Source organism: Modestobacter italicus, assembly GCF_019799965.1.
Classification (GTDB): domain Bacteria; phylum Actinomycetota; class Actinomycetes; order Mycobacteriales; family Geodermatophilaceae; genus Modestobacter; species Modestobacter italicus_A.
Genome location: NZ_JABGCJ010000005.1, coordinates 119,207 through 142,813 on the forward strand (window position 1 = coordinate 119,207; position 23,607 = coordinate 142,813).

General features: G+C 73.3%; 21 protein-coding genes. 7 read left to right on the forward strand and 14 right to left on the reverse strand.

The window, feature by feature from the left end:
- Nucleotide 1: 1 nt before the first annotated feature.
- From prcB to HLA93_RS13605, 3 genes are all read right to left on the reverse strand, one after another.
- Entirely contained in the window at nucleotides 2-844 is an 843-nt protein-coding gene (gene prcB, locus HLA93_RS13595; protein WP_222194933.1) for a proteasome subunit beta, read from the reverse strand.
- A gap of 98 nt (nucleotides 845-942) precedes the next feature.
- Nucleotides 943-1,344: an endonuclease VII domain-containing protein gene (locus HLA93_RS22060; RefSeq protein ID WP_308128119.1), complete on the reverse strand. Its 402-nt coding sequence runs from the start codon at nucleotides 1,342-1,344 to the stop codon at nucleotides 943-945.
- A gap of 255 nt (nucleotides 1,345-1,599) precedes the next feature.
- Nucleotides 1,600-1,809 (reverse strand): ubiquitin-like protein Pup, encoded by a 210-nt coding sequence (locus HLA93_RS13605; protein WP_222194935.1) that lies wholly within the window; start codon nucleotides 1,807-1,809, stop codon nucleotides 1,600-1,602.
- A gap of 171 nt (nucleotides 1,810-1,980) precedes the next feature.
- Between HLA93_RS13605 and HLA93_RS13610 the strand changes: the two genes are divergently transcribed.
- Nucleotides 1,981-2,205: a hypothetical protein gene (locus tag HLA93_RS13610; RefSeq protein ID WP_222194936.1), complete on the forward strand. Its 225-nt coding sequence runs from the start codon at nucleotides 1,981-1,983 to the stop codon at nucleotides 2,203-2,205.
- Nucleotides 2,206-2,211: 6 nt separating this feature from the next.
- On the opposite strand, the gene dop is transcribed toward HLA93_RS13610, so the two are convergent.
- The gene (dop, locus tag HLA93_RS13615; protein WP_222194937.1) at nucleotides 2,212-3,717 is read right to left on the reverse strand and encodes a depupylase/deamidase Dop; all 1,506 of its coding nucleotides are present in this window, start codon (nucleotides 3,715-3,717) and stop codon (nucleotides 2,212-2,214) included.
- Nucleotides 3,718-3,760: 43 nt separating this feature from the next.
- Between dop and HLA93_RS13620 the strand changes: the two genes are divergently transcribed.
- Entirely contained in the window at nucleotides 3,761-4,609 is an 849-nt protein-coding gene (locus HLA93_RS13620) for a hypothetical protein (RefSeq protein WP_222194938.1), read from the forward strand.
- A gap of 48 nt (nucleotides 4,610-4,657) precedes the next feature.
- Here the strand turns inward: HLA93_RS13620 and arc are convergent, their stop codons facing one another.
- The gene (gene arc / locus HLA93_RS13625; protein WP_308128120.1) at nucleotides 4,658-6,379 is read right to left on the reverse strand and encodes a proteasome ATPase; all 1,722 of its coding nucleotides are present in this window, start codon (nucleotides 6,377-6,379) and stop codon (nucleotides 4,658-4,660) included.
- Nucleotides 6,380-6,569: 190 nt separating this feature from the next.
- Complete coding sequence (locus tag HLA93_RS13630; protein WP_439957982.1) at nucleotides 6,570-7,550, reverse strand: tRNA (adenine-N1)-methyltransferase; 981 nt, start codon at nucleotides 7,548-7,550, stop codon at nucleotides 6,570-6,572.
- 98 nt (nucleotides 7,551-7,648) lie between these two features.
- On the opposite strand from HLA93_RS13630, the gene HLA93_RS13635 reads away from it, so the two are divergent.
- Entirely contained in the window at nucleotides 7,649-8,638 is a 990-nt protein-coding gene (locus HLA93_RS13635; protein WP_222194940.1) for a RecB family exonuclease, read from the forward strand.
- Between the two features lie 56 nt (nucleotides 8,639-8,694).
- Here HLA93_RS13635 and HLA93_RS13640 read toward each other — a convergent pair whose 3' ends face one another.
- The 4 genes from HLA93_RS13640 to HLA93_RS13655 form a co-directional block, all read right to left on the reverse strand.
- A complete protein-coding gene (locus HLA93_RS13640; RefSeq protein ID WP_222194941.1) occupies nucleotides 8,695-9,459 on the reverse strand; it encodes an SAM-dependent methyltransferase in 765 nt (254 codons plus the stop codon).
- A 149-nt stretch (nucleotides 9,460-9,608) separates the two neighbouring features.
- Nucleotides 9,609-10,346 carry an HAD family hydrolase gene (locus HLA93_RS13645; RefSeq protein ID WP_308128121.1) on the reverse strand — a complete coding sequence of 246 codons (738 nt, stop codon included), beginning with the start codon at nucleotides 10,344-10,346 and terminating at the stop codon, nucleotides 9,609-9,611.
- A gap of 35 nt (nucleotides 10,347-10,381) precedes the next feature.
- Entirely contained in the window at nucleotides 10,382-11,080 is a 699-nt protein-coding gene (locus HLA93_RS21605) for a class F sortase (protein ID WP_222194942.1), read from the reverse strand.
- A gap of 76 nt (nucleotides 11,081-11,156) precedes the next feature.
- Nucleotides 11,157-11,930 (reverse strand): hypothetical protein, encoded by a 774-nt coding sequence (locus tag HLA93_RS13655; protein ID WP_222194943.1) that lies wholly within the window; start codon nucleotides 11,928-11,930, stop codon nucleotides 11,157-11,159.
- Between the two features lie 345 nt (nucleotides 11,931-12,275).
- On the opposite strand from HLA93_RS13655, the gene HLA93_RS13660 reads away from it, so the two are divergent.
- Together HLA93_RS13660 and HLA93_RS13665 are read left to right on the forward strand one after the other, a co-directional pair.
- On the forward strand, nucleotides 12,276-12,929 hold the full coding sequence (locus HLA93_RS13660; RefSeq protein WP_222194944.1) for a copper resistance CopC family protein: 654 nt from the start codon (nucleotides 12,276-12,278) through the stop codon (nucleotides 12,927-12,929).
- Complete coding sequence (locus HLA93_RS13665) at nucleotides 12,926-14,308, forward strand: CopD family protein (protein ID WP_222194945.1); 1,383 nt, start codon at nucleotides 12,926-12,928, stop codon at nucleotides 14,306-14,308. The genes HLA93_RS13660 and HLA93_RS13665 overlap by 4 nt, the downstream gene beginning before the upstream one ends.
- Nucleotides 14,309-14,401: 93 nt before the next feature.
- Here HLA93_RS13665 and metH read toward each other — a convergent pair whose 3' ends face one another.
- Nucleotides 14,402-18,196: a methionine synthase gene (metH, locus tag HLA93_RS13670; protein WP_222194946.1), complete on the reverse strand. Its 3,795-nt coding sequence runs from the start codon at nucleotides 18,194-18,196 to the stop codon at nucleotides 14,402-14,404.
- A 248-nt stretch (nucleotides 18,197-18,444) separates the two neighbouring features.
- Here metH and HLA93_RS13675 point away from each other — a divergent pair, with 248 nt between their 5' ends.
- Nucleotides 18,445-19,305 (forward strand): PAC2 family protein, encoded by an 861-nt coding sequence (locus HLA93_RS13675; RefSeq protein WP_222194947.1) that lies wholly within the window; start codon nucleotides 18,445-18,447, stop codon nucleotides 19,303-19,305.
- A gap of 105 nt (nucleotides 19,306-19,410) precedes the next feature.
- Here HLA93_RS13675 and HLA93_RS13680 read toward each other — a convergent pair whose 3' ends face one another.
- Complete coding sequence (locus HLA93_RS13680) at nucleotides 19,411-20,151, reverse strand: SDR family oxidoreductase (RefSeq protein WP_222194948.1); 741 nt, start codon at nucleotides 20,149-20,151, stop codon at nucleotides 19,411-19,413.
- 144 nt (nucleotides 20,152-20,295) lie between these two features.
- On the opposite strand from HLA93_RS13680, the gene HLA93_RS13685 reads away from it, so the two are divergent.
- Complete coding sequence (locus HLA93_RS13685; protein ID WP_222194949.1) at nucleotides 20,296-21,153, forward strand: helix-turn-helix domain-containing protein; 858 nt, start codon at nucleotides 20,296-20,298, stop codon at nucleotides 21,151-21,153.
- 19 nt (nucleotides 21,154-21,172) lie between these two features.
- Here the strand turns inward: HLA93_RS13685 and HLA93_RS13690 are convergent, their stop codons facing one another.
- Together HLA93_RS13690 and mshC are read right to left on the reverse strand one after the other, a co-directional pair.
- Nucleotides 21,173-22,282, reverse strand: coding sequence for an HD domain-containing protein (locus HLA93_RS13690; protein WP_308128122.1), 1,110 nt, complete (start codon nucleotides 22,280-22,282; stop codon nucleotides 21,173-21,175).
- The gene (gene mshC, locus HLA93_RS13695) at nucleotides 22,279-23,562 is read right to left on the reverse strand and encodes a cysteine--1-D-myo-inosityl 2-amino-2-deoxy-alpha-D-glucopyranoside ligase (protein WP_222194950.1); all 1,284 of its coding nucleotides are present in this window, start codon (nucleotides 23,560-23,562) and stop codon (nucleotides 22,279-22,281) included. Before mshC ends, HLA93_RS13690 begins: the two co-directional genes overlap by 4 nt.
- Nucleotides 23,563-23,607: the final 45 nt, after the last annotated feature.

Genomic DNA, 23,607 nt, shown 5'->3' on the forward strand with positions numbered 1-23,607 from the left:
CTCAGCCCTGCCCGTCCGCGGCGGACCGCTCCGCGACGATGGTGGTGGCGACGGCGGCGACCTCGTCGTCCGGCAGCCGGACGGCGCCCTCGGCGTCGACGCGGTAGACGATCGGGTACAGCCGGCGCACGGTGTCGGGTCCGCCGGTGGCGGAGTCGTCGTCGGCGGCGTCGTAGAGCGCCTCGACGAGGGTCCGGGTGGCGGCGTCGGCCGACAGCCCCGGGCGCCAGGTCTTCTTCAGGGAGTTGCGGGCGAACAGCGAGCCGGAGCCCACCGAGGCGTATCCGCGCTCCTCGTAGTTCCCGCCGGTGACGTCGTAGCTGAAGATGCGCCCCGGGCTGGCGCCCTCGGCGGCGTCCAGGTCGTAGCCGGCGAACAACGGGACGACGGCCAGGCCCTGCATCGCGGCGCCTAGGTTGCCGCGGATCATCGCGGCGAGGCGGTTGGCCTTGCCGTCGAGGGACATCGTCAGCCCCTCGATCTTCTCGTAGTGCTCCAGCTCCACCTGGTAGAGCCGGACCATCTCGATCGCGATCCCCGCCGCGCCGGCGATCCCGATGACCGACCAGGAGTCGGCTGCGTAGACCTTCTCGATGTCCCGGCTGGAGATCAGGTTGCCCATGGTGGCCCGCCGGTCGCCGCCCATCAGGACTCCGCCGTCGAAGGTGGCGGCGACGATGGTGGTGGCGTGTGGGGCGAGCTCACCCACCGGCAGGGCCGGCAGCGTGCGCCGGCCGGGCAGCAGGTCGGGGGCGGTGGTGCCCAGGAAGTCGGTGAACGAGGAGCCCACCCGGTCCAGGTAGGCGGGTGGGAACCCGCTCCGGCCAGCTGACGTCTCGGTCACCCATCCACCTCTCTCGCCGCCCGTAGGCGCGGCACCGACTGCACGAGCTCGTCCGACGGCTGCCGCCGGACGTCGTTGCGACCCTACCGGCGGGCCGGTCAGCCGGTAGGCCACCGCTGCTGACCTGGGAACGGCCCGGCGAGCTGGCCGGCCCGATGGGCCTCCACGTACCGAGCGGCCGCCCGCAGCAACGCCGGGTCGTCCTTGAACTGCCCCAGGCCGCCGTTGCAGTTGAAGCACAGCAGTTCACGGACGCCGCCGGTGGCGTGGTCATGGTCGACGTGGGCTGCGGGTGCTGACCTGCAGATCGCGCAGACCCCGCCCTGGTCGGCCAGCATTGCATCGGCCTCGGCAGCGGTGATCCCATAGCGCCGCTTGAGGTGGTAGGTCCGGGACCCGCCGACCTTCTCCTTCGACGCCTTCCCGCGCGCGTTGTGACACGGCTTGCAGTAGCTGGCCAGCCCAGAAGGCTGGCTGGCGTTGCGGCCGAAGTCCGTCACCGGCTTCACCGTCTGGCATTCCGGACACCATCTGTGGCCGTTCGGTACGACCGTCTCGCGCCGATGCCTCGTGCGGGGCGGACCTTGCCGGGCGTCTTTGGCCGCCAACAGACGACGACGCGCGTGGACCTTGCAGTAGAAGCTCAGCCCGTCCGTTCTCCGGCGGTCGGACGTGAACTCCGCAGCTGGACGGATCTCACCACAGTCTCTGCAGAACTTGGCTTCGACCATTCCTCGAGCCATTCCACAGAATGGCTATTGGCCGCCCTTCTGTATATAGCTCTTAACAAATTCCTCGGCGTTCTCCTCGAGCACGCCGTCGATCTCGTCGAGGAGTGAGTCGACGTCGTCGCTCACCTCCTTGGTGCGCTCGGAGGCGGTCGTGTCGACCGACGCCTCGACCTCCTCGGTCTCCTCGCGCGATCGCGTGGAGCGCTGCTGCCCGCCGGTGTCCCTCGTGGCCATCTGACCCTCCGTACCGAGTCGAAGCTGTCGCCAGCTGAGCTGGTGCGGCGAACGCTACCCGCGGGATGTGACAGTCCGCCGTACACGGATCCCGTTCGGAGGCAACTGGGTGAGACCGGTCCTCGCCCGGCTACCTTGCACAGGACCGGTGGGACGGCGAAGGGACTCCTGGTGCACGAGCTGGCGGCACGCCACCCACAGGCCTGGGCGCTGGCGGTCGACCTGGCCTTCAACGCCGCGCTGCTGCTGGTCGGCGAGGTCGTCGTCCAGCTGTCCGGCTGGCCGCGGTTGTGGGTGTTCGCGGGCGCGCTCGTCCTCGGGTGGTCCACCCGGGCGCTCGTCCAGCACCGCCGGGCTCGGCGCACCGCCGACCCCGGGAGGCCGGACCGACGCTGAGCGGCGTCAGCCGCCGGTGATCCTGTCGACCAGCTCGGCAGCGGTCGAGGTCGACTCGAACAGGGCACCCACGTGCTCCCGGGTGCCGCGCAACGGCTCCATGGTCGGGATGCGCACCAGGTTGTCCCGGCCGACGTCGAACACCACCGAGTCCCACGACGCCGCGGCCACCTGGGCCGGGTAGCGCCGCAGGCACTCGCCGCGGAAGTAGGCCCGGGTGTCGGCCGGCGGTGCGGTCATCGCCCGGGTCACCTCCTCGTCGGTGAGCAGCCGCTGCATGGCGCCGCGGGCCACCAGCCGGTGGTAGAGCCCCTTCTCCGGCCGGACGTCGGAGTACTGCAGGTCGACCAGCTTCAGGCGGGCGTCGCCCCAGGAGAGCCCGTCGCGCTGCCGGTAGCCCTCCAGCAGTCGCAGCTTGGCCGGCCAGTCGAGCCGGTCGGCCAGCTGCATCGGGTCCACGGCGAGCTGGTCGAGCACCTCCGACCAGCGCCGGAGCACGTCGGCGGTCTGCTCGTCGTCGTCCCCGTTGTCGGCGACGAACTTCTGCGCCTGGGCCAGGTACTCCCGCTGCACCTCGATCGCGGTCAGCCGCCGCCCGTCGCGCAGCCGGACGGTGTGGGTCAGCGACGGGTCGTGGCTGATCGCCTGCAGTGCCTCGACCGGCTCCTCGATGGTCAGGTCCTGGGTCAGGGCGCGGGCCTCGATCATCGCCAGCACCAGCGACGTCGTCCCGACCTTGAGGTAGGTGGACAGCTCGGCCAGGTTCGCGTCGCCGATGATGACGTGCAGCCGGCGGTAGTCGTCGGGGTTGGCGTGCGGTTCGTCCCGGGTGTTGATGATCGGCCGCTTCAGCGTGGTCTCCAGGCCCACCTCGACCTCGAAGAAGTCGGCGCGCTGGGAGAGCTGGAAGCCCTCCCGGCGACCCTCGGTGCCGATGCCCACCCGGCCCGCGCCGGCGAACACCTGACGGGTCACGAAGAACGGGATGAGCCCGCGGATGATCTCGATGAACGGCGTCGAGCGGCTCATCAGGTAGTTCTCGTGCGCGCCGTAGGAGGCGCCCTTGCCGTCGGTGTTGTTCTTGTAGAGCTGGATGGGCTGGGTTCCGGGCACCTGGGCGGCCCGGCGGGCGGCCTCGGCCATCACCTGCTCCCCCGCCTTGTCCCAGAGGACGACGTCGCGCGGGTTGGTGACCTCCGGTGTCGCGTACTCCGGGTGCGCGTGGTCGACGTAGAGCCGGGCCCCGTTGGTGAGGATGACGTTGGCCATCCCGGCGTCCTCGTCGAGGTCGGCGTGGTCCAGCGCGGTCGCCGGCGACAGGTCGAACCCGCGGGCGTCACGCAGCGGCGACTCCTCCTCGAAGTCCCACCGCGGCCGGCGCGGCGTCGGGGCACCCGCGAAGGCCCAGGCGTTGACCACCTGGCTGGACAGCGTCGTCGGGTTCGCCCCTGGCTGCCCCGGCACGGAGATCCCGTACTCGAGTTCGGTGCCCATGACCCGGCGGACGCTCATGACCCAACCCTAGGCCGCGGCCGGCCGACGGCAGGATGAGCCGGTGAGCACTCCACCCCTGGGCCTCCTCCTGGACGTCGACGGTCCCGTGGCCAGCCCGGAGACCCGCACCGTCGCGCCCGCGCTGCTCGAGGACCTGCGCCGGTTGCTGGGTGCCGGCATCCCGGTCGTGCTCAACACCGGCCGATCGGTCGACTTCGTCGAGGGACAGGTGCTCGGCCCGCTGGTCGACCGAGGCCTGCCCGCCGGCGCCCGACTGCACGCCGTCTGCGAGAAGGGCGGCCTCTGGACGACGGCCGGTGCCGGGGAGGTCCACCTGGACGCCGAGCTGGCCGTGCCCGCCGTCTGCCACGCCGTCCTCGGCGAACTGCTGGACGGTGGCTACCAGGACGCGATGTTCGTCGACACCGGCAAGCGGACGATGGCCACCGTCGAGGCGCGGACCGACGTGCCGGCCTCCCACTACGCCGAGCGGCAGCGGGCGTTCGATGCGGACCTGGCCGAGCGGCTGTCGGCCGCCGGGGTGGGCGTGGTACTGGGCGGCCGGTCGTTCCCGGATGCGGCCGGCCGGAGACCGTGGCGCATCGACCCCTCGGTGATCGCCACCGACGTCGAGTCGGTACGGGCGGGCAAGGCGCTCGGCGCTCGCCGTGCCCTGGAGCTGTTGCGGGCGGACGGCCCGCTCCCCCGCGTCTGGCACACCGTCGGTGACTCGCGTTCGGACTATGCAATGGCCGACCACCTGCACGGTTCGGGGTTCGACGTGACGCACGTGGACGTCGGCCCGCAGCCGCCGCTGAGCCGGCCGTTCCCGGTGCGCACGGTCCCCGGGGCGGACTACGACGCCGCGGGCCGGGCGCACCTGCGCGAGCTCGCCGACCGCCTCACCTGAGCACGCCGGTGGCCGGCCCCCGCACGGGGACCGGCCACTAGGCAGTGCCTACAGGTACTGGCCGGTGTTGGTCGCGGTGTCGATCGCGCGACCGCTGTCGGCGCCCTTGCCGCTGATCAGCGTGCGGATGTAGACGATCCGCTCGCCCTTCTTGCCCGAGATCCGCGCCCAGTCGTCGGGGTTGGTCGTGTTGGGCAGGTCCTCGTTCTCCTTGAACTCGTCCACGCACGCCGCCATCAGGTGACCGACCCGCAGGCCGCCGACGCCGGTCTCCAGGCGGTCCTTGATCGCCATCTTCTTCGCGCGGTCGACGATGTTCTGCAGCATGGCCCCGGAGTTGAAGTCCTTGAAGTAGAGGACCTCCTTGTCACCGTTGGCGTAGGTGACCTCCAGGAAGCGGTTCTCCTCCGTCTCGGTGTACATCCGCTCGACGGTGCTCTGGATCATCCCGGCGATGGTCGCCTCGCGGCTGCCGCCGTGCTCGGCCAGGTCGTCGGCGTGGATCGGCAGGGTCGTGGTCAGGTACTTGCTGAAGATGTCCCGCGCCGCCTCGGCGTCCGGACGCTCGATCTTGATCTTCACGTCGAGCCGGCCGGGCCGCAGGATCGCCGGGTCGATCATGTCCTCGCGGTTGGAGGCGCCGATGACGATGACGTTCTCCAGGCCCTCGACGCCGTCGATCTCGCTGAGCAGCTGCGGGACGATCGTGCTCTCCACGTCGGAGGACACCCCCGACCCGCGGGTGCGGAAGATCGAGTCCATCTCGTCGAAGAAGACGATGACCGGCGTGCCCTCGCTGGCCTTCTCCCGGGCCCGCTGGAACACCAGCCGGATGTGCCGCTCGGTCTCCCCGACGTACTTGTTGAGCAACTCCGGGCCCTTGATGTTGAGGAAGTACGACTTCCCCTGGTTGGTGTCGGAGTCACCGCGCACCGCCGCCACCTTCTTGGCCAGCGAGTTGGCCACCGCCTTGGCGATGAGCGTCTTCCCGCAGCCGGGCGGGCCGTACAGCAGGATGCCCTTGGGCGGGCGCAGCTCGTACTCCCGGAACAGGTCGGCGTGCAGGAACGGCAGCTCCACGGCGTCCCGGATCTGCTCGATCTGCCGGGAGAGCCCACCGATGTCCTCGTAGTCGATGTCGGGGACCTCTTCGAGGACGAGCTCCTCGACCTCGCTCTTGGGGATCCGCTCGTACACGTACCCCGAGCGGGACTCCAGCAGCAGCGAGTCGCCGCTGCGCAGTGGCTGGCCCGCCAGGGAGTCGGCGAGGCGGACCACCCGCTCCTCGTCGGTGTGCCCGATGACCAGCGCGCGGCGCGGCTCGCCGTCAACCGGTTCGAGCAGCTCCTTGAGCATGACCACGTCGCCGGCGCGCTCGAAGCCCCGCGCGGCGACCACGTTCATCGCCTCGTTGAGCATGACCTCCTGGCCCTGGCGGAGGTCGGTCACCTCCAGCGCCGGGGAGACGGTCACCCGGAGCTTGCGGCCGCCGGTGAACACGTCGACCGTGCCGTCCTCGAAGGCCTCCAGGAAGACGCCGTAGCCGGACGGCGGCTGGCCCAGCCGCTCGATCTCCTCCTTCAGCGTGACCAGCTGCTCGCGCGCCTCGCGGAGCGTGCCGGCCAGCTTGTCGTTGCGCTCGGAGAGGAAGGCCGCCCGGCCCTCCGCCTCGGCCAGTCGCTCCTCGAGCGCGCGCACCTGGCGCGGGCTGTCGGAGACCTTGCGTCGCAGCAGCCCGATCTCCTCCTCGAGGTAGGAGATCTGGCTCACCAGGGAGGCGACGTCACGTTCACGCCGCGCTCGGAACTCATCAGGACCAATGCCGCCCATCGCGCACCTCCGCACACATCGGGGGGAGCCAGGAGGCCAATCTATACACGCGCGGACCGACGGCGCCGCTGGATCGTGAACGCGTGCGGACGCTGGGTCAGGACGTCACCGGACCGACACGCGGGCCCGCTCAGGCGAGCTTCTTGCGCCGCTGCCGCAGCGGCGCGACGGCCCCCTCGGCCAGCCGCCGCGCGGTCACCAGGAACGCCGTGTGCGCCACCATCCGGTGCTCGGGACGTACGGCCAGGCCCTCCGCGTGCCAGGGCCGCAGCATGGTCTCCCAGGCGTAGGGCTCGGTCCACACGCCCTGCGCCCGTACAGCCTCCACGTAGGTGGACAGCTGGGTCGTGGTGGCGACGTAGCCGATCAGCACACCACCGGGGCGCAGCGCCGCGGCGACCGTGGGGAGCACCGCCCAGGGCTCGAGCATGTCCAGGACGACGCGGTCGACGGTCTCGGTGGCCGGGTGCTGGTCCAGGTCGCCGAGCCGCAGCGACCAGTTCGCCGGCACCTCGCCGAAGAAGGCGCCCACGTTGCCCCGGGCGACGTCGGCGAAGTCCTCCCGCCGCTCGTAGCTGGTCAGCGTGCCGTGCTCCCCGACCGCGCGCAGCAGCGAGCAGCTCAGCGCGCCCGAGCCGGCGCCGGCCTCCAGCACCCGCATCCCCGGCCCGATGTCACCGAAGCCGACGATCTGGGCGGCGTCCTTGGGGTAGATGACCTGGGCACCGCGGGGCATGGAGAGGACGAAGTCGGCGAGCAGCGGGCGCAGCGCCAGGTAGCCGGTGTTCGCCGTCGAGTGGACGACGGAGCCCTCCGGCGCGCCGATCAGCTCGTCGTGGCTGATCGCGCCGCGGTGGGTGTGGAACTCCTTGCCGGGCTCCAGGACGACGGTGTGGTGCCGGCCCTTGGGGTCGGTGAGCTGCACCCGGTCGCCGACCCGGAACGCGCCGTCCACCGGCTCGGCCGCCACCGGCGGGGTGGGGTCGCCGTCGACGACCACCGGCTCCAGGGGGACGTCGGCGAGCAGCTCGCCGGCGGTGGGGCCCGCGGCCGGGAGCACCGCCGTGGTGTCGACGGTGTCGTCCTGCGGGTGCTCCTGCTGTTCGCTCACGTACCGGGAGGGTACGGACGGCGGATCGACGGGCCGTCGGCGCACACGCGCGGACCGGCTGCCCGGGAATGTCGGTGGCCCGACCTAACCTCGGGGCCATGACGGTGACGCTGGACGCCGGCCGGTCCTCCGGGGCCGAGCCGGGCACGACTGCCCCGGAGACGACCACCCCCGCGGAGGCCGCCGCCGAGCGGACGACGGCTGCCGACAGCACCCCGCGCCGTCCGTCGCTGTCCCCGTCCCGGGCCGCGGACTTCAAGACCTGCCCGCTGCTGTACCGCTTCCGCACCATCGACCGGCTGCCGGAGAAGAAGTCGCGGGCGGCCGTCCGCGGCACCCTCGTGCACGCGGTGCTGGAGAAGCTCTACGACCTGCCGCCCGCGCAGCGCACCGTCGAGGCCGCCCGCACCCTGGTCGACCCCGCCTGGGCCGAGCTGCGCGAGGAGCCGGGCATCACCGAGCTGTTCGAGGCGCCCGAGGGCGCTCCGGGAGACGGACCGGCGCCGAAGGCGGAGAGCCTGGAGGCGTGGCTTGCCTCGGCCGGTGAGCTGGTGGAGACCTACTTCCGGCTGGAGGACCCGACCCGCATCCAGCCCGAGGGCCGGGAGGAGCTGGTCGAGGTCACGCTCCCCGACGGGCTGCTGCTGCGCGGGTACGTCGACCGGCTGGACGTCGCCCCGACCGGTGCGCTGCGGGTGGTCGACTACAAGACCGGGGGCATGCCCCGGGAGGCCTTCGAGGGCAAGGCCCTGTTCCAGATGAAGTTCTACGCACTCGTGCTGTGGCGCACCCGCGGCGTGGTCGCCGCCCAGCTCAAGCTGCTGTACCTCAAGGACGGCGACGCCCTCACCTACTCCCCCGACGAGGCCGAGCTGCTGCGCTTCGAGCGCACGCTGCAGGCGATCTGGGCGGCGATCGAGCGGGCCGTGGAGACCGGCGACTTCCGGGCCAACAAGAGCCGGCTGTGCAGCTGGTGCGACCACCAGGCGCTCTGCCCGGCCTTCGGTGGCACTCCCCCGCCGTTCCCGGCCGAGGCCGCGGCCGCCGCCGGCTGGCGCACCACGCTGCCCCTGACCACCGTCGGCTGACGGCCGCACCGAGCCGCCGCGGCGACCAGCCCCCGGCCCTTCGCTCGCGAGACCTTTCAGTCAGCGGGCGGCTGCTCGCCGAGGTCGTGCAGCACGAGCGTCACGAACCCCAGATGGCGGCGCCAGCCCCGCAGCCACGCCGAACGGTGCGCCCGGGCGATGGTCAGCGCCTCGGTCCGCTCCTCCTCGGTCGGCGCGTCGTGCAGGGCCCAGCTCGCCAGCGAGCCGGTCCAGGAGAACTCGTACGCATCCCACTCGGCCAGCGAGCTCACGTGCCCGTACCCGGGTTCCCAGCCTGCAGCCTGCACCCGCTCGACCAACCCGGCGAGGTCGAGGAAGTCCTCCACGCCGGCGTCCAGCGCTGCCAGGGCGGCCGGGGACGGCGGGGCGTCCCAGATCCCGTCGCCCAGCAACAGCCGACCGCCGGGTCGGAGGAGCCGGCGGACCGCCTCCAGCGTGCCGTTCAGCCCACCGAACGCGTGCGTGGCACCCACGCACAGGACCACGTCGAACAGCCCGTCCGCATCCCAGTCCCGGGCGTCCGCCTCCACCCAGCGCACCCGGTCGGTGAGCCCCCGCGCAGCAGCCGCCTCGGTCAGGCCCGGGGGCAGGGTTCGGTCGACACCGGTGCCGGTCGTGCCTGGATGGGTGGCGAGCGCCTCCAGCAGCCACCGGCCGTACCCGCAGCCGAGGTCGAGGAGGGCAGCCTCGGGTCCGACCGGTTCCAGCCGCTGTACCAACTCGCTCAGGGCGGCCGGGGAGACCGGGGCGGCGATCGGGTGGTGGGTGTGCGCGATGTCGCTGGCCCGGAGGAAGTCCATCCGGCGGATGCTCCCAGGGGCTCACGCGCCCGGCCACCGAGTTCCGCGTCGGCTGGCCCGGTCGCCGCCCACCTGCAGCTGAGGCCGTCGGCGCCGGGCAGGCGGGGCTACCACCGACGGTCCGCCGGGGGGCCAGCGGGTCGCTCGGTTCAGGCGCGCCGCAGCGGTGCCGTCCGGGAGCTCAGCAGGTCGCCGAGGTCGTCGACGGTCAGTCCCGCCAGCGTCTCCCGCAGGACCAGGCCGGCAGCCGGTTCCAGTGACTGTAATGACGGGACGCCGAGCACCGCCGCCCCGGCGGCCAGGCCGGCGGCCACGCCGACCTGGGAGTCCTCGATCACCAGGCAGCCACCTGGCTCGACCCCCAGCGCCGCCATGGCCTGCAGGTAGGGCGCCGGGTCGGGCTTGCGGGCCGGGACCTCGTCCCCGCAGACGGTCACGGCGAACGGCATCCGGCCCAGGTCGGCGGTGATCGAGTCGATCACCAGGGCGGCGATCCGCCGCGGGGTGGTGGTCACCAGCGCGGTCGCCAGCCGAGCTTCGCCCACCGCGAGGAGCAGCTCACGGGCGCCGGGCCGCCAGGGCATGCCCCGGCTCGACATCAGCGCCGCCGTCCGCTCCTCGACCCACCGTGCGTCCGAGAGCAGCTGCTCCTCGTCCCGGCTCAGCCCCAGGTCGGTGTAGAGCACCTGCATCGCGACCCGCATGGACGCGCCGACGGTCTGCTGCCGGCCGGCCGCCGAGAAGACCCCGCCGAGCTGGGCGGCGAGCTCGTCCATCGCCTCGCCCCAGAGCTCCTCGGTCTCCACCAGGGTGCCGTCCATGTCGAACAGCACCGCCTGCAGTGGCTGTACCGAGCCGGGCACGCTGTTCACCGGGGTCGCCGACACCCGAGCAGTCTAGGGAGCCGGCGGCGGGCGGCCGATCACGCCGGTTCGGTGCGCACCAGCGTTGCGAAGGCGATCACGTTGTCCAGGTAGCTGCGGGCGGCCGAGTCGAAGTCGCCGCCGCAGGTGATCAGTCGCAGCTGCGCGTCGGGGGTGTCGCCGTAGGCGGCGATGGTCGGGAAGTCGTCCTTGGGGTGGCGTTCCACCCGGTCGACGGCGAAGACCGCCGTCGTGCCGTCGGCGCGAGAGACGCGCACCTCGTCCTGGGGCCGCAGCGCGCCGAGGTCGAAGAAGACCCCTGGTCCGTGCTCGGCGGAGTCGACGTGGCCGAGCAGCACCGCCGGACCGACGGCACCCGGGGCCGGGCCACGCTCGTACCAGCCGGCCTGGTCGTCCGGGCCCAGCGGCGGCACCTCGACGGTGCCGTCGTCGTTGAGGCCCAGGCGCAGCAGGTCGCTGCTGACGTCGATGGCCGGGATGCTGACCGCCACCGGGGCGGCGACCGGCTGGTCGGGCGTCGCGGCGGCCGTGGAGGGCGCACCGGAGGACGGCGCGGGTGGCGCGACCGTGGTGGCCGGTGCCGAGCTCTGCGCCCGGTCACCCGTGGCGGCCGGCTGCGGGGCCTGCTGCTGACCGGTCACCACCACCACCACGGCGACGAGGGCCACGATCGCGAGGGCGACGGCCAGCGCCGTCCAGGTGCGGGTGCTCGGCCGACGGCCGCGGGGCTCGGTCACGGGGGGTCCTTCCGGAGGGCGGGTGGGGGCCGTGCCGCGCGGGGAGGTCGCCCTCCCCGCGCGGCACGGAGCCGGATCAGGCCTGGTCGGCCTGACGACGGCGGTAGGCGACCGCACCAGCGGCAGCGGCACCGACGGCGGCGAGGGCGCCGACGCCCATGGCCGTGGTGTTCTCCGTGCCGGCCGTGCTGCCCGCACCGGTCTCGGCGCCACCGGCCGGGGCGGCGCCCATCTGCGCGGCGTCCAGCGCGCCACAGGCGGCCGGGGCGGTGGCCTCCATGGGCAGCGACGGGTCGAGATCGCTCATGACGTCACCGTCGTAGGCGCCCGACCCGTCCTTGTCGATCCCGTGCACGACCAGGACGGCGGTGCCGGCCTCGAAGGCCGCGTGGACGTCGTCGGAGACCTCGAAGGTCCGCTCGTAGCTGATCGAGCCGCCCTCGGCGGTCGGGAACCGGTCGATCGCCAGGCCGCTGTCCGGGCTGGTGTCGCCCGTGGTGGTCAGCGACGTGCCGATGGCCCCGTAGTACTTGGCGGCCTCGGTGACGCTCACGAAGCCGTCACCGTCCGCGTCGTCGGCCAGGTCGTTGGTGGGGCAGGTGCCCATGGCGCCGATGTGGAAGTGCTGCGCGTGCGGCGAGCCGGCGAGCAGCCCGGACGCCTCGATCATCACCGTGGCCGTGTTGCCGTCCAGCGTGACCATGCCGGTGCCGCTGACGCCGGACTGGTTCACCGCGCCGAGGTCGGCCTGGTAGCTGTGCGTCCCCTCGTGCGCCGAGGCGGCGGTCATGGTCAGCAGCGGGAACGCCGCTGCGACGGCGACGGCCGGGAGTGCGAGTGCCTTGCGCATGGTGTGCTCCTCGTTGTCGGGATGCGGTCGCCTCTGCAGAGGTGGTGGCCGCAGGACGGCGGTTGAGAACCACTCGCCCGTCGTGCCGGCAGACGCGTCGGTGCGCCCGCCGTCGAACAGGTCCGCGAAGACCGGGACCGGCTGTGGATCCGCAGCCGGGTCGTTCCCCCGCTGCCGTGCCGATCGCCTGGGGTTCGGGCCGGGGGGCGGGATCGGTTCACCTCGGCCTGCGATCGGTCCGGTGGCCGGCTGTGCAGCCCATGGGACTCCTGGCTCGGACGGGCCGGTCCGCCGCTGCGCGAGGGCCAGGACAACCGGATCGGACGTCGCCCACGAAGGCCGGGCATGACTGCTGCGCCGCGAGCCGTGCCGTCCACTCCCCTGGTCGCCGCCATCCGAGCGCGGGCTGTGGCGCTGCTGGCCGTGCTCACGGTCCTGCTGCTCGCGGCGGGCACCGGTCCGGCCCGGGCGCACGACGGTCTCGTCGCCACCAGCCCGGGCGCGGACGCCGCGGTGGCCGCACCCCGGGAGGTCGAGCTGGAGTTCACCGGGACACCGCTGCCGCTGGGCACGCAGGTGGTGGTGACCGGACCGGACAGTGCGTCGGTCTCCGCCGGGGACGCCGAGATCCGCGGGACGTCGGTGGTCCAGGCGCTGGCGGACGAGCTCGCCGCCGGTTCCTACACGGTGCAGTGGCGCAGCACCTCCTCCGACGGGCACGCGCTCTCCGGGACCTTCGGCTTCACCGTCGCGCCGGGCCCGGCTGCCGACGCGGGGACCGGCTCGGCCGCTGCCGCGCCGAGCGACGCCGCTGCCGCGGGGGACGACGCCGTCGCGGGAGCCGACCCGGCGGGCGTGGGGAGCGACCCGGCGCAGCCGCAGGCGGCAGCCGACCGGGCGGCTGGTGACGGACTCGCGGTGGGGTGGCTGGGCGCCGGTGCCCTCCTGGTCGGCGCGGTCGCCCTGCTCGTCCGGGGCCGGCTCCGGCGGCGGGCATGAGCAGCACGGTCGCTCCGGCGCCGGCGGAGCAACGGGGGCCGGGCCCGACGTCCGTGGGCCGGCGGGTGGTGCACGCGGTCGTCGCGGCAGTCGTCGGACTGGTCGCCGTCCTCATCGGGGCGTCGACCGTCGGTGGCGCCGTCACCGCAGCCGCGCCCACGGCCCTGCCGGAGGCGGGGCTGCTCGTCCAGGCGGGTGCGCCGGTGGTCACCCTGGTCGGCCGGGTCGGCGCGGTGGGCACCGTGGGCGCGTTGCTGCTCGCCGCCGTGCTGCTCCCCGGACGATCCGGTGACCTCACCCCGCCTGCGCGGCGGGCGGTGGCCGCGGCGTCGGTCGGGGCCTCGGTCTGGGCGGCGGCGACGGCGCTGGGTGGGCTGCTGACCGTGAGCCGGCTGGTGGGCGTGGCACCGACGGCGCTGGACCGGTCGTCGCTGCGGGTGTTCCTCGGCGACACCGGGGCGGGGCGAGCGGTGGTGCTGGTGGTGGCCCTCACCGGCGTCGTCGCGGTGGCGGCCCGGCGCGGTCCCGGCGTCGCGAGCGCGCGGTTGCTGCTGGGTCTGGCGCTGGCCGCGCTCGTCGTCCCGGTCGTGCTCAGCGGTCACTCCTCCGCGGCCGAGGACCACGTGGTCGCGGTGACCACCCTCGGGGTGCACGTCGTCGCGGCGAGCCTGTGGGTCGGCGGCCTGGGCGCCCTGCTGTGGTGGGGCCGCGGCTCGGTCGACGCCGTGGGCCGGTTCAGCGCCCTGGCCCTGCTCTGCTGCCTGGCCACCGCGGTGTCGGGTGTACTGGCCGCGGTGCTGGTGCTGGGCGGCACCGGGGCGGTGGTCGACGCGCTGGGCAGCGGTTACGGCGCGCTGCTGGTCGCCAAGACCCTGGGGCTCACGGCGGCCGGGGTGCTGGGCTGGCAGCACCGGCGCCGCACCCTGCCCCGGCTGCGGGCGGGCCAGCCCGGCGCCTTCCGGCGGCTGGCCGTCGTCGAGCTGGCCGTGCTGCTGACCACCGTCGCCCTGGCCGTCGCGCTGGCGGCCTCCCCTCCCCCGTTCCCCACGGCGGTCGCGGCGACGTCCGCGTCGGCTCCTGCCGGGTCGCCCGCAGCGGCGGCGGACCCGATGGCCGGGCACGACCACGGCGAGCTCTCGGTCGGCGTCCTGGTCGACGACAGCCGCTTCCACGTCGCCGGCCCGGTCGCGGCCGGCCAGCGGGTGACCGTGCACAACGGCACCGATCAGCGGGTGACGATCACCGCGGACGACGGGTCGTTCGACGTCGAGGTCCCCGGCCGGACCCTGCTGACCTTCCTGGCCCCGGAGCAGCCCGGCGAGTACCGCTTCACCAGCCGTCACTCGGCGACGTACACCGACGTCCTCGTCGTCCAGTGACTCAGGCCCCCGTGTGACTCAGGCCCCCGTGCAGGGGCCCGCGCCGAGCGGAGCGAGGCGTGGGGGGCGCGGGGGTCCTTCGAGGGGGTCCTCTCACTCGTCCTCGGTGCGGTAGCCCAGGTTGGGCGAGAGCCACTTCTCGGCCTCGGCGACCGTCCAGCCCTTGCGCCGGGCGTAGTCCTCGACCTGGTCGCGGCCGACCCGGCCCAGCACGAAGTACTGCGACTGCGGGTGGGAGAAGTACAGCCCGCTCACCGCCGCGCCCGGCCACATCGCCATCGACTCGGTCAGCTCGATGCCGGTGTTCGCCTGCACGTCGAGCAGCTCCCAGATCGTCTGCTTCTCGGTGTGCTCCGGGCAGGCCGGGTAGCCCGGCGCCGGCCGGATGCCCCGGTACCGCTCGGCGATCAGCCCGTCGGCGTCCAGCTGCTCGTCGGGGGCGTAGCCCCAGAACTCGGTGCGCACCCGCTCGTGCAGCCGCTCGGCGAAGGCCTCGGCCAGCCGGTCGGCCAGCGACTCCAGCAGGATCGCGCTGTAGTCGTCGTTCTCCTTCTTGAACTGCGCCACCCGCTCGGCCGAGCCCAGCCCGGCGGTGACGGCGAAGGCGCCGACGTGGTCGCGCAGCCCGGTCTCCTTCGGTGCGACGAAGTCGGCCAGCGACTTGCGCGGCGACCCGTCCCGGCCCTCGGTCTGCTGCCGCAGCTGGTGCAGCGTCGCCCGGACGGAGCTCCGTGACTCGTCGGTGTAGACCTCGATGTCCTCGCCGTCGACCCGGGCGGCCGGGAAGAGCCCGAGGACGCCGTTGGCCTGCAGCCAGCGCTCCTCGACGACCCGGTCCAGCATCGCCTGGGCGTCGTCGAAGAGCCGGCGGGCGGCCTCACCGCTGGCCGGGTTGTGCAGGATGTCGGGGAACCGGCCGCGCATCTCCCAGGCGTTGAAGAACGGCTGCCAGTCGATGTAGTCGCGCAGCTCCGCCAGCGGGTAGTCGGTGAAGGTGCGCACGAACTGGGTGGCGTGCCCCTGCGGGTGGTCGCAGACCGGCCCGGCGCAGACGTCGCGGGTCTGCTGGAGCAGCATCCGTGGCCGCGGCGGGGTGTAGCCGGTCCAGTCGACCGGGGTGGCGTTGGCTCGCGCGGTGGCCAGCGGCAGCAGCGCCCGGGTGTCGGTCCGGGCCGCGTGCCGCTCGCGCAGCGCGGCGTACTCGGTGTCGGTCTCGGCCAGCAGGGCGGGCCGCTGCTCGTCGGACAGCAGCGCGGCGACGACCGGCACGGAGCGGGAGGCGTCCTTCACCCAGATCACCGGCCCGGAGTACTTCTGCGCCACCTTCACCGCGGTGTGCGCCCGGGAGGTGGTCGCTCCCCCGATGAGCAGCGGGATGGTGAACCCCTGCCGCTCCATCTCGGTGGCCAGGTTGACCATCTCGTCCAGCGACGGGGTGATCAGCCCGGACAGGCCGATGACGTCGGCGCCCTCGGCCTTGGCGGCGTCCAGGATCTTCTGCGCGGGGACCATCACGCCCAGGTCGACCACGTCGTAGTTGTTGCACTGCAGGACGACGCCGACGATGTTCTTGCCGATGTCGTGCACGTCGCCCTTCACGGTGGCCATGACGACCTTGCCGTTGCTGCGCTCGGCATCGCCGGGCTGCTTCTCCGCCTCGATGAACGGGATCAGGTGCGCGACGGCCTTCTTCATCACCCGGGCGGACTTCACCACCTGCGGCAGGAACATCTTCCCGGCGCCGAACAGGTCACCGACGACGTTCATGCCGTCCATCAGCGGGCCCTCGATGACCTCGATCGGCCGGCCGCCGCGGGCGCTGATCTCCAGCCGCAGCTCCTCGGTGTCGGACTCGACGAACTCGTCGATCCCCTTCACCAGGGCGTGGGTGATCCGCTCACCGACCGGCAGCGCCCGCCACTCCTCCGAGGCGACCTCCTTGGCGGCGCCGTCGCCGGCGAAGTCCGCGGCGATCTCCAGCAGCCGCTCGGTGGAGTCCGGGCGCCGGTTCAGGACGACGTCCTCGATCCGCTCGCGCAGCAGCTCGGGGACCTCGTCGTAGACCTCCAGCGCCCCGGCGTTGACGATGCCCATGTCCATCCCGGCGGCGATGGCGTGGAAGAGGAAGACGGCGTGGATCGCCTCGCGCACCGGGTTGTTGCCGCGGAAGGAGAAGGAGACGTTGGAGACACCGCCGGAGACCAGGGCCCCGGGCAGGTTCTGCTTGATCCAGCGGGTGGCCTCGATGAAGTCGACGCCGTAGGTGGCGTGCTCCTCGATGCCGGTGGCCACGGCGAAGACGTTCGGGTCGAAGATGATGTCCTCGGCCGGGAACCCCACCTGCTCGGTCAGGACGTCGTAGGCCCGCCGGCAGATCTCCTTGCGGCGCTGCAGGCTGTCGGCCTGACCGTCCTCGTCGAAGGCCATCACCACCACGGCCGCGCCGTGCTTGCGGCACAGCCGGGCCTGGCTGACGAACTCCTCCTCGCCGTTCTTCAGCGAGATCGAGTTGACGATCGCCTTGCCCTGCACGCACTTGAGCCCGGCCTCGATGACCTCCCACTTGGAGGAGTCGATCATCGTGGGCACCCGGCAGATGTCCGGCTCGGTGGCGACCAGCTTGAGGAAGCGGTCCATCGCCGCGACCCCGTCGATCATGCCCTCGTCCATGTTGACGTCGATGACCTGCGCGCCGGCCTCGACCTGCTGGCGGGCCACGGCCAGCGCCGCCGGGTAGTCACCGGCCTTGATCAGGTTCCGGAAGCGGGCCGAGCCGGTGATGTTCGTCCGCTCGCCGACGTTGACGAACAGGCTGTCCTCGGTGACGGTCAGCGGCTCCAGCCCGGACAGCCGCAGCGCCGGCGACGTCTCGACCGGGGTGCGCGGTGCCGTGCCGGCGACGGAGCGGGCGATCGCGGCGATGTGCGCCGGCGTGGTGCCGCAGCAGCCGCCGACCAGGTTGACGAAGCCGCTCTCGGCGAACTCCGCGACGACCGCCGCGGTCTCCTCCGGCGACTCGTCGTACTCCCCGAAGGCGTTGGGCAGCCCGGCGTTGGGATAGCAGGAGACGAAGGTGTCCGCGATCCGCGAGATCTCGGCGATGTAGGGCCGCATCTCCTTGGCGCCCAGCGCGCAGTTCAGCCCCACCAGCAGCGGCTTGACGTGCCGCACCGAGTGCCAGAAGGCCTCGGTCACCTGCCCGGAGAGCGTGCGGCCGGAGGCGTCGGTGATGGTGCCGGAGATCATCACCGGCCAGCGGCGGCCACGCTCCTCGAACAGCGTCTCGAGGGCGAAGATCGCCGCCTTCGCGTTGAGGGTGTCGAAGATCGTCTCGATCAGCAGGACGTCGCTGCCGCCGTCGACCAGCCCGTTGGCCTGCTCCAAATAGGCCTCGACCAGCTCGTCGAAGCTGACGTTGCGGGCGCCCGGGTCGTTGACGTCGGGCGAGATGGACGCCGTCCGGCTGGTCGGGCCGAGCGCGCCCACGACGTACCGCGGCTTCTCCGGTGTGCTGACCGCGTCGCAGGCGGCGCGGGCCAGCCGCGCGGAGGCGACGTTCAACTCGTACGCCAGCTCCTGCATCCCGTAGTCGAGCAGCGAGATGCGGGTGGCGTTGAAGGTGTTGGTCTCGATGAGGTCGGCGCCGGCCTCGAGGTACTCGCGGTGGATGCCGGAGATGACGTCGGGCGCGGTGATGCTGAGCAGGTCGTTGTTGCCCTGGACGTCGGTGGGCCAGTCGGCGAACCGCTCACCCCGGTAGCCGGCCTCGTCCGGGCGGTCCCGCTGGATCGCCGTCCCCATCGCGCCGTCGAGCACCAGGATCCGCTGCCGGAGCAGGTCGGTGAGCTGCTCGGTGGCATCGGGACGGAGCTGGGCGTTCTCGGGCACAGGGCGGTCCTCGGGATCGATCGGACACGGTCACGGAGGCGTCCGGCGCCAGGGCCCTGGCAACTCCGACGGGCAGCGCGGCGCCTCGTCGTCCTCGAACAGCTCGTCCATCGTCTCACTTCCTGCCCCGGGCACGCTCGAACCAGGCGCCCTGCCCGTCCGGGCACCCCCACCGCCCTCAGCAGGCCCCCGCGCCGCGGCCTCGGCGGCGTCCGGGCCGGCTGGCGAGATCGACGTAGGCTCGAAGGGTGATCGATCCGAAGTCCACCGCAGACGACCTGCCCGAGCTGGACGACCCCGTGGTCGTGGTCGCGTTCGAGGGGTGGAACGACGCCGGGGACGCAGCGACCGGGGCCCTGGAGCACCTGGAGCTGATCTGGGACGCCACCCCGCTGGCCGCGTTGGACCCCGAGGACTACTACGACTTCCAGGTCAACCGCCCCACCGTCTCCCTCATCGACGGGGTCAGCCGCCGCATCGAGTGGCCCACCACCCGCCTGTCGGTGGCCAAGCCCCCCGGCAGCGACCGGCACGTGGTGCTCATCCGGGGCATCGAGCCGAACATGCGCTGGCGCACCTTCTGCGACGAGCTGATCGAGCTGGTCCAGGAGCTGGGTGCCACGACCGTCGTCGCGCTCGGCGCGCTGCTCGCCGACACCCCGCACACCCGGCCGACGCCGGTCACCGGCTCGGCCTACGACGCCGACTCGGCGGCGGCCTGGGGCCTGGAGACCTCCCGCTACGAGGGCCCCACCGGCATCCTCGGCGTCTTCGCCGACGCCTGCGTCCAGTCCGGGCTGCCGGCGGTGAGCTTCTGGGCGGCGGTGCCGCACTACGTGTCCCAGCCGCCCTCGCCCCGGGCCACCGTCGCGCTGCTGCAGCGGGTCGAGGAGGTCCTGGAGATCACCGTCCCGCTGGGCACCCTGCCGCAGCAGGCCGACGACTGGGTGAAGACGGTCGACGAGATGGCCCAGGAGGACGAGGAGGTCGTGGAGTACGTCCGCTCGCTGGAGGAGCGGCAGACCGCGACCGACCTGTCCCAGGCCAACGGCGACCAGATCGCCCGCGAGTTCGAGCGTTACCTGCGCCGCCGCGGCGGCGCCAGCTGACCTGGTGCCCCGCCGTCGCCGGCGAGGCACCGACATCGGGCTGGTGGTCGTCTCCCTGCGCGGGTGACGACCACCAGCCCGATGTCGTGTGTCGGGGACCGGGCCTCAGCGCCCGGGCAGCGTGCTCAGCGACTGCGAGCGCCGCGCCACGAGCTCGGCATAGGTGCCGTCGCGCTCGGCCCAGCGGTGCATGCGCACCCCCTCGACGAGCACTTCGTGCGGCGTGGGGTCTGCGGCCAGCAGCGCCATCACCTCGTCGAGGTAGCCCTCCAGCGGCAGCGCGGCCGGGTTCACCCGCTCCTGGCCCGCGGTCGCCACGGCCGGTGGCACGAGCTCGGCGACCTCCACCCCGGTCCCGGCCAGCTGCGCGCGGAGCGCCTCGGTGTAGGCGTGCACCCCTGCCTTGGACGCCGCGTAGCTCGGCATGAGCGGGAACGGCAGGAACGCGATGCCGGAGCTGACGGTGAGCACCGTGCCCGAGCCGCGGGCGAGCAGGTGCGGGGTGAAGGCGTCCACGACCCGGATGGTGCCGAGGAGGTTCGTGTCGATCGTGGTCTCGGCTGCGGCCCCGTGCGCGGGGTCGCGCAGGTCCTCGACGAGCATCACGCCGGACATCGTGACGACGACGTCCAGGCCCGGATGGGCGGCGAGCACCTCGTCCCTGGCGCGCAGGACCGACGCGGGGTCGGTGACGTCGATCCGCACGGTGTCCATGCCGTCCTGTGGCTGGGGGTCCCGGCCCCCGACGACGACCGTGCTGCCGGCGTCGGCGAACCGCTGGGCGAGCCCGCGCCCGATCCCGGACGTGCCGCCGACGACGAGGACGGTGCGCTGGGTGATCTGCACGGGAACCTCCTCCTGGTCCCCCGGTGGGGTCCGGGGCGACTCCGGCCAGCCTGGTGCGCGGACCATCGGCCAGGAGAGACCTCGCTGGTCCAGGGAGTGGCAGGGCCCCCTCTCCGACGTCCACGCCGGGCTACCGTCGAGCCGATGGACGGCGACCAGGACACCAACCGGCTGGGCGCCTACCTACGGGCACGGCGTGCGCTGATCACCCCGGAGCAGGCCGGCATCCCGCCCGGGCTGCAGCGCCGGGTCGCCGGGCTGCGGCGCGAGGAGGTCGCCCTGCTGGCCGGGATCAGCGCCGACTACTACCTGCGGCTGGAACGTGGACGCGACCGGAACCCCTCCGAGCAGGTGCTGACCGCGCTCGCCCGTGTCCTGCAGCTGGACGACGTCGAGCACCGCTACCTGGTCGAGCTCGCCGGACCCCGGCGCCGGGCCCGTCCCAGCCGGCGGGCGGAGACGGTGCCCGCACGGCTGGCCCACCTGCTCGCCGCCGTCGACGTCCCGGCGTTCGTCGAGGGTCGGGCGTTCGACGTGCTGGCCGCAAACCCGCTCGCGGCAGCGCTCAACCCGCGGTTGCGCCCCGGTGAGAACCGGCTGCGCTCCCTGCTCCTCGATCCCGGCGAGCGGGGCTTCCACGCCGACTGGGAAGCGGCCACGGCGGAGTTCGTCGGGTCGTTCCGCCGGTCGATCGACGGGGCCGTCGACGACCCGCGCATCGTGGACCTTGTCGGGGAGCTGTCACTGGCCAGCGGCCGGTTCCGGGAGCTCTGGGCACGGCACGACGTCCGCCGGCTGCGCGGTGGCAGGACCAGCGTCCACCACCCTCTGGTCGGGGAGCTGCACCTGCACCGCGACAAGCTCCCCGTGGACGAGGTGACCCTGGTCCTCTACTACGCCGACGTGGGCAGCGGGTCCGCGGAGAAGCTGCAGGTGCTGGCCTCGCTGGCCGGCGAGGCCGCGGAGCGCCCGGCGGAGGCCAGCAGGACGCCCACGGTCTGATCGCGCCGGGCCGGCGGGCCTAGGGCGTGACGAGCAGCGGGCGCATCCGAACGGTGGCGGTGTCGTCGAAGAGCCGGTCGTGGGTGGCCAGGGCGAACCGGTCGGTCATGCCGGTGACGTAGTCGACGACCTGGGTGAGCACGTCGGCCTCGGTGTCCCGGTAGCTGGCCGGGATCAGCTCGGGGTGGGCCAGGTGGTGGTCGACCAGCCGCCGGATGACGTCGATCGCGACGTGCTTCTGCCCCGCGGCGACCTCGGACCCGTAGACCCGTTCGAACATGAACGCCCGCAGCTCGTGCATCGCGTCCAGGGCGTCGGGGTCCATCCGCACCGCAGGCGCCGGTGGCCCGCCGGGGACCGCGTGGCGGGCGTCGTCCATCGCCCGGCGGAAGGTGCCGTCGACGACCGCCTCGATCATCGCGCCGACCATGGCGCCGCCGGGCGGACCGAAGGTGGCCAGCGTGCGGGCCGGCAGGTCACCGGGGCGCAGCACCCCGGCCCGGACGGCGTCGAGCGCGTCGTGGGACAGGTAGCCGATCCGGTCGGCGAATCGCACGCACTCGGCCTCGCGGGTCGCCGGGGGCGGGTCGATCTTCCAGCTGTGCGCCCGGACGCCGTCGCGCACCTCCCAGGTGAGGTTGAGGTCCTCGAGCACCTCGACGATGCGCACGCCCTGGGCGGCGTGGTGCCAGCCGCCCGCCACGTAGGGCTCCAGCGCGTCCTCACCGATGTGCCCGAACGGCGAGTGGCCGACGTCGTGGGCCAGCGCGATCGACTCGGCCAGCGTCTCGTGCAGGCCCAGGGCCCGCGCCAGGGACCGGGCGACCTGGGTGACCTGCAGGGTGTGGGTGAGCCGGGTGACGAAGTGGTCGCCGTCGGGGTGCAGGAAGACCTGGGTCTTGTGCTTGAGCCGGCGGAAGGCCTTGGCGTGCAGGATCCGGTCGCGGTCGAGCTCCCAGCAGGTGCGCAGCTCGTCCTCGGGCTCGGGGCGTGCCCGGCCCCGGGACCGGGCCGACCGGGCCGCGGCCGGGGCCAGCTGCGCCTCGGCGTCCTCCCGTGCCTGCCGGTCGATCCGGGAGAAGGCAGGCGGGTGCGCCAGCCACTCGGAGCCCGTCCCGCCCCCGCTCACGGCGTCAGTGCGATCCCGAGCAGCGCGTCGACCAGGTCGGCGACGACGGTGGGCGACTGCTCGTCCCAGTCGTCGCCGGCCTGCGCGGCCGGGATGCCGCCTCCCGACGCTGCCTCGGCGAGGCTGGCGGCGGCCCAGGCGTCGACCACGGCGAGGGCGCCGGGGGTGTCCAGGTCGTCGGCGAGGCGTTCACGCACCGCGGACAGCACCGGGCCGGCCGGCGCGCCCAGCGGCAGGGCCGCTGCCCGCCGCCAGGTGTCCAGCCGGCGCAGGGCCCGGTCGAGCAGGTCCGGCGTCCAGGCCCGGTCGGTGCGGTAGTGGCCGGCGAGCAGGGCCAGCCGGATCGCCATCGGGTCGACGCCGTCACCGCGGAGCCGGGAGACGAACACCAGGTTGCCCCGGCTCTTGCTCATCTTCTCGCCGTCCAGGCCGATCATCGCCGCGTGCACGTAGGCCTGCGCGAAGGGCTTGGTGCCGGTGAGGGCCTCGGCGTGCACCGCGGAGTACTCGTGGTGCGGGAAGACCAGGTCGCTGCCACCGCCCTGCACGTCGAAGCCCATGCCGATGGTGTCCAGGGCGATCGCGGCGCACTCGATGTGCCAGCCCGGGCGGCCGGCGACGCCCCGCGGGCCGGGCCAGGACGGCTCGCCGTCCCGGGCGCCACGCCACAGCAGCGGGTCGAGCCGGTTGCGCTTGCCCGCCCGGTCGGGGTCACCGCCGCGCTCGGCGGACAGCTGCAGCATGGTCGCCTCGTCGTAGCCGGACTCGCCGCCGAAACCGGGCGCCTGGGCCACGTCGTGGTAGACGTCACCGGTGCCGTCGTCGAGCTGGTAGGCCAGGCCCGCGGCCCAGAGCGACTCGACGTGCGCGACGATCCGCGGGATCGACTCGACCGCACCCACGTAGTCGTCCGGGGGCAGCACCCGCAGCGCCGTCATGTCCTCGCGGAACAGTGCCGTCTCGCGCATGCCCAGGACGATCCAGTCCTCGCCGTCGCGGTTCGCCCGCTCGAACAGCGGGTCGTCGACGTCGGTGACGTTCTGCACGAAGTGCACCGCGTGCCGCGCGTCCCGCCAGACCCGGTTGACCAGGTCGAAGGCCAGGTAGGTGGCGGCGTGCCCGAGGTGGGTGGCGTCGTAGGGCGTGATGCCGCAGACGTACATCCGGGCGGTGCGGCCCGGCTGCGTCTGGACGACCTCGCCGCGCGCGGTGTCGTACAGCCGCAGGGCGGGGCCGGACCCGGGCAGGGTCGGGAGCAGTGGAGCGGGCCAGGAGAGCACGTCGGAAGGGTAAGACCGGCCACCGACAGCGCGGCAGGCCACCCG

What these genes read in the sequence shown, in the direction of transcription:
- HLA93_RS13605 (WP_222194935.1), bottom strand. Translation starts at nt 1,809, where the DNA reads ATGGCCACGAGGGACACCGGCGGGCAGCAGCGCTCCACGCGATCGCGC.
- dop (WP_222194937.1), bottom strand. Translation starts at nt 3,717, where the DNA reads ATGAGCGTCCGCCGGGTCATGGGCACCGAACTCGAGTACGGGATCTCC.
- HLA93_RS13635 (WP_222194940.1), top strand. Translation starts at nt 7,649, where the DNA reads ATGACGGTGACGCTGGACGCCGGCCGGTCCTCCGGGGCCGAGCCGGGC.
- HLA93_RS13640 (WP_222194941.1), bottom strand. Translation starts at nt 9,459, where the DNA reads ATGGACTTCCTCCGGGCCAGCGACATCGCGCACACCCACCACCCGATC.
- HLA93_RS13655 (WP_222194943.1), bottom strand. Translation starts at nt 11,930, where the DNA reads ATGCGCAAGGCACTCGCACTCCCGGCCGTCGCCGTCGCAGCGGCGTTC.
- HLA93_RS13660 (WP_222194944.1), top strand. Translation starts at nt 12,276, where the DNA reads ATGACTGCTGCGCCGCGAGCCGTGCCGTCCACTCCCCTGGTCGCCGCC.
- HLA93_RS13665 (WP_222194945.1), top strand. Translation starts at nt 12,926, where the DNA reads ATGAGCAGCACGGTCGCTCCGGCGCCGGCGGAGCAACGGGGGCCGGGC.
- HLA93_RS13685 (WP_222194949.1), top strand. Translation starts at nt 20,296, where the DNA reads ATGGACGGCGACCAGGACACCAACCGGCTGGGCGCCTACCTACGGGCA.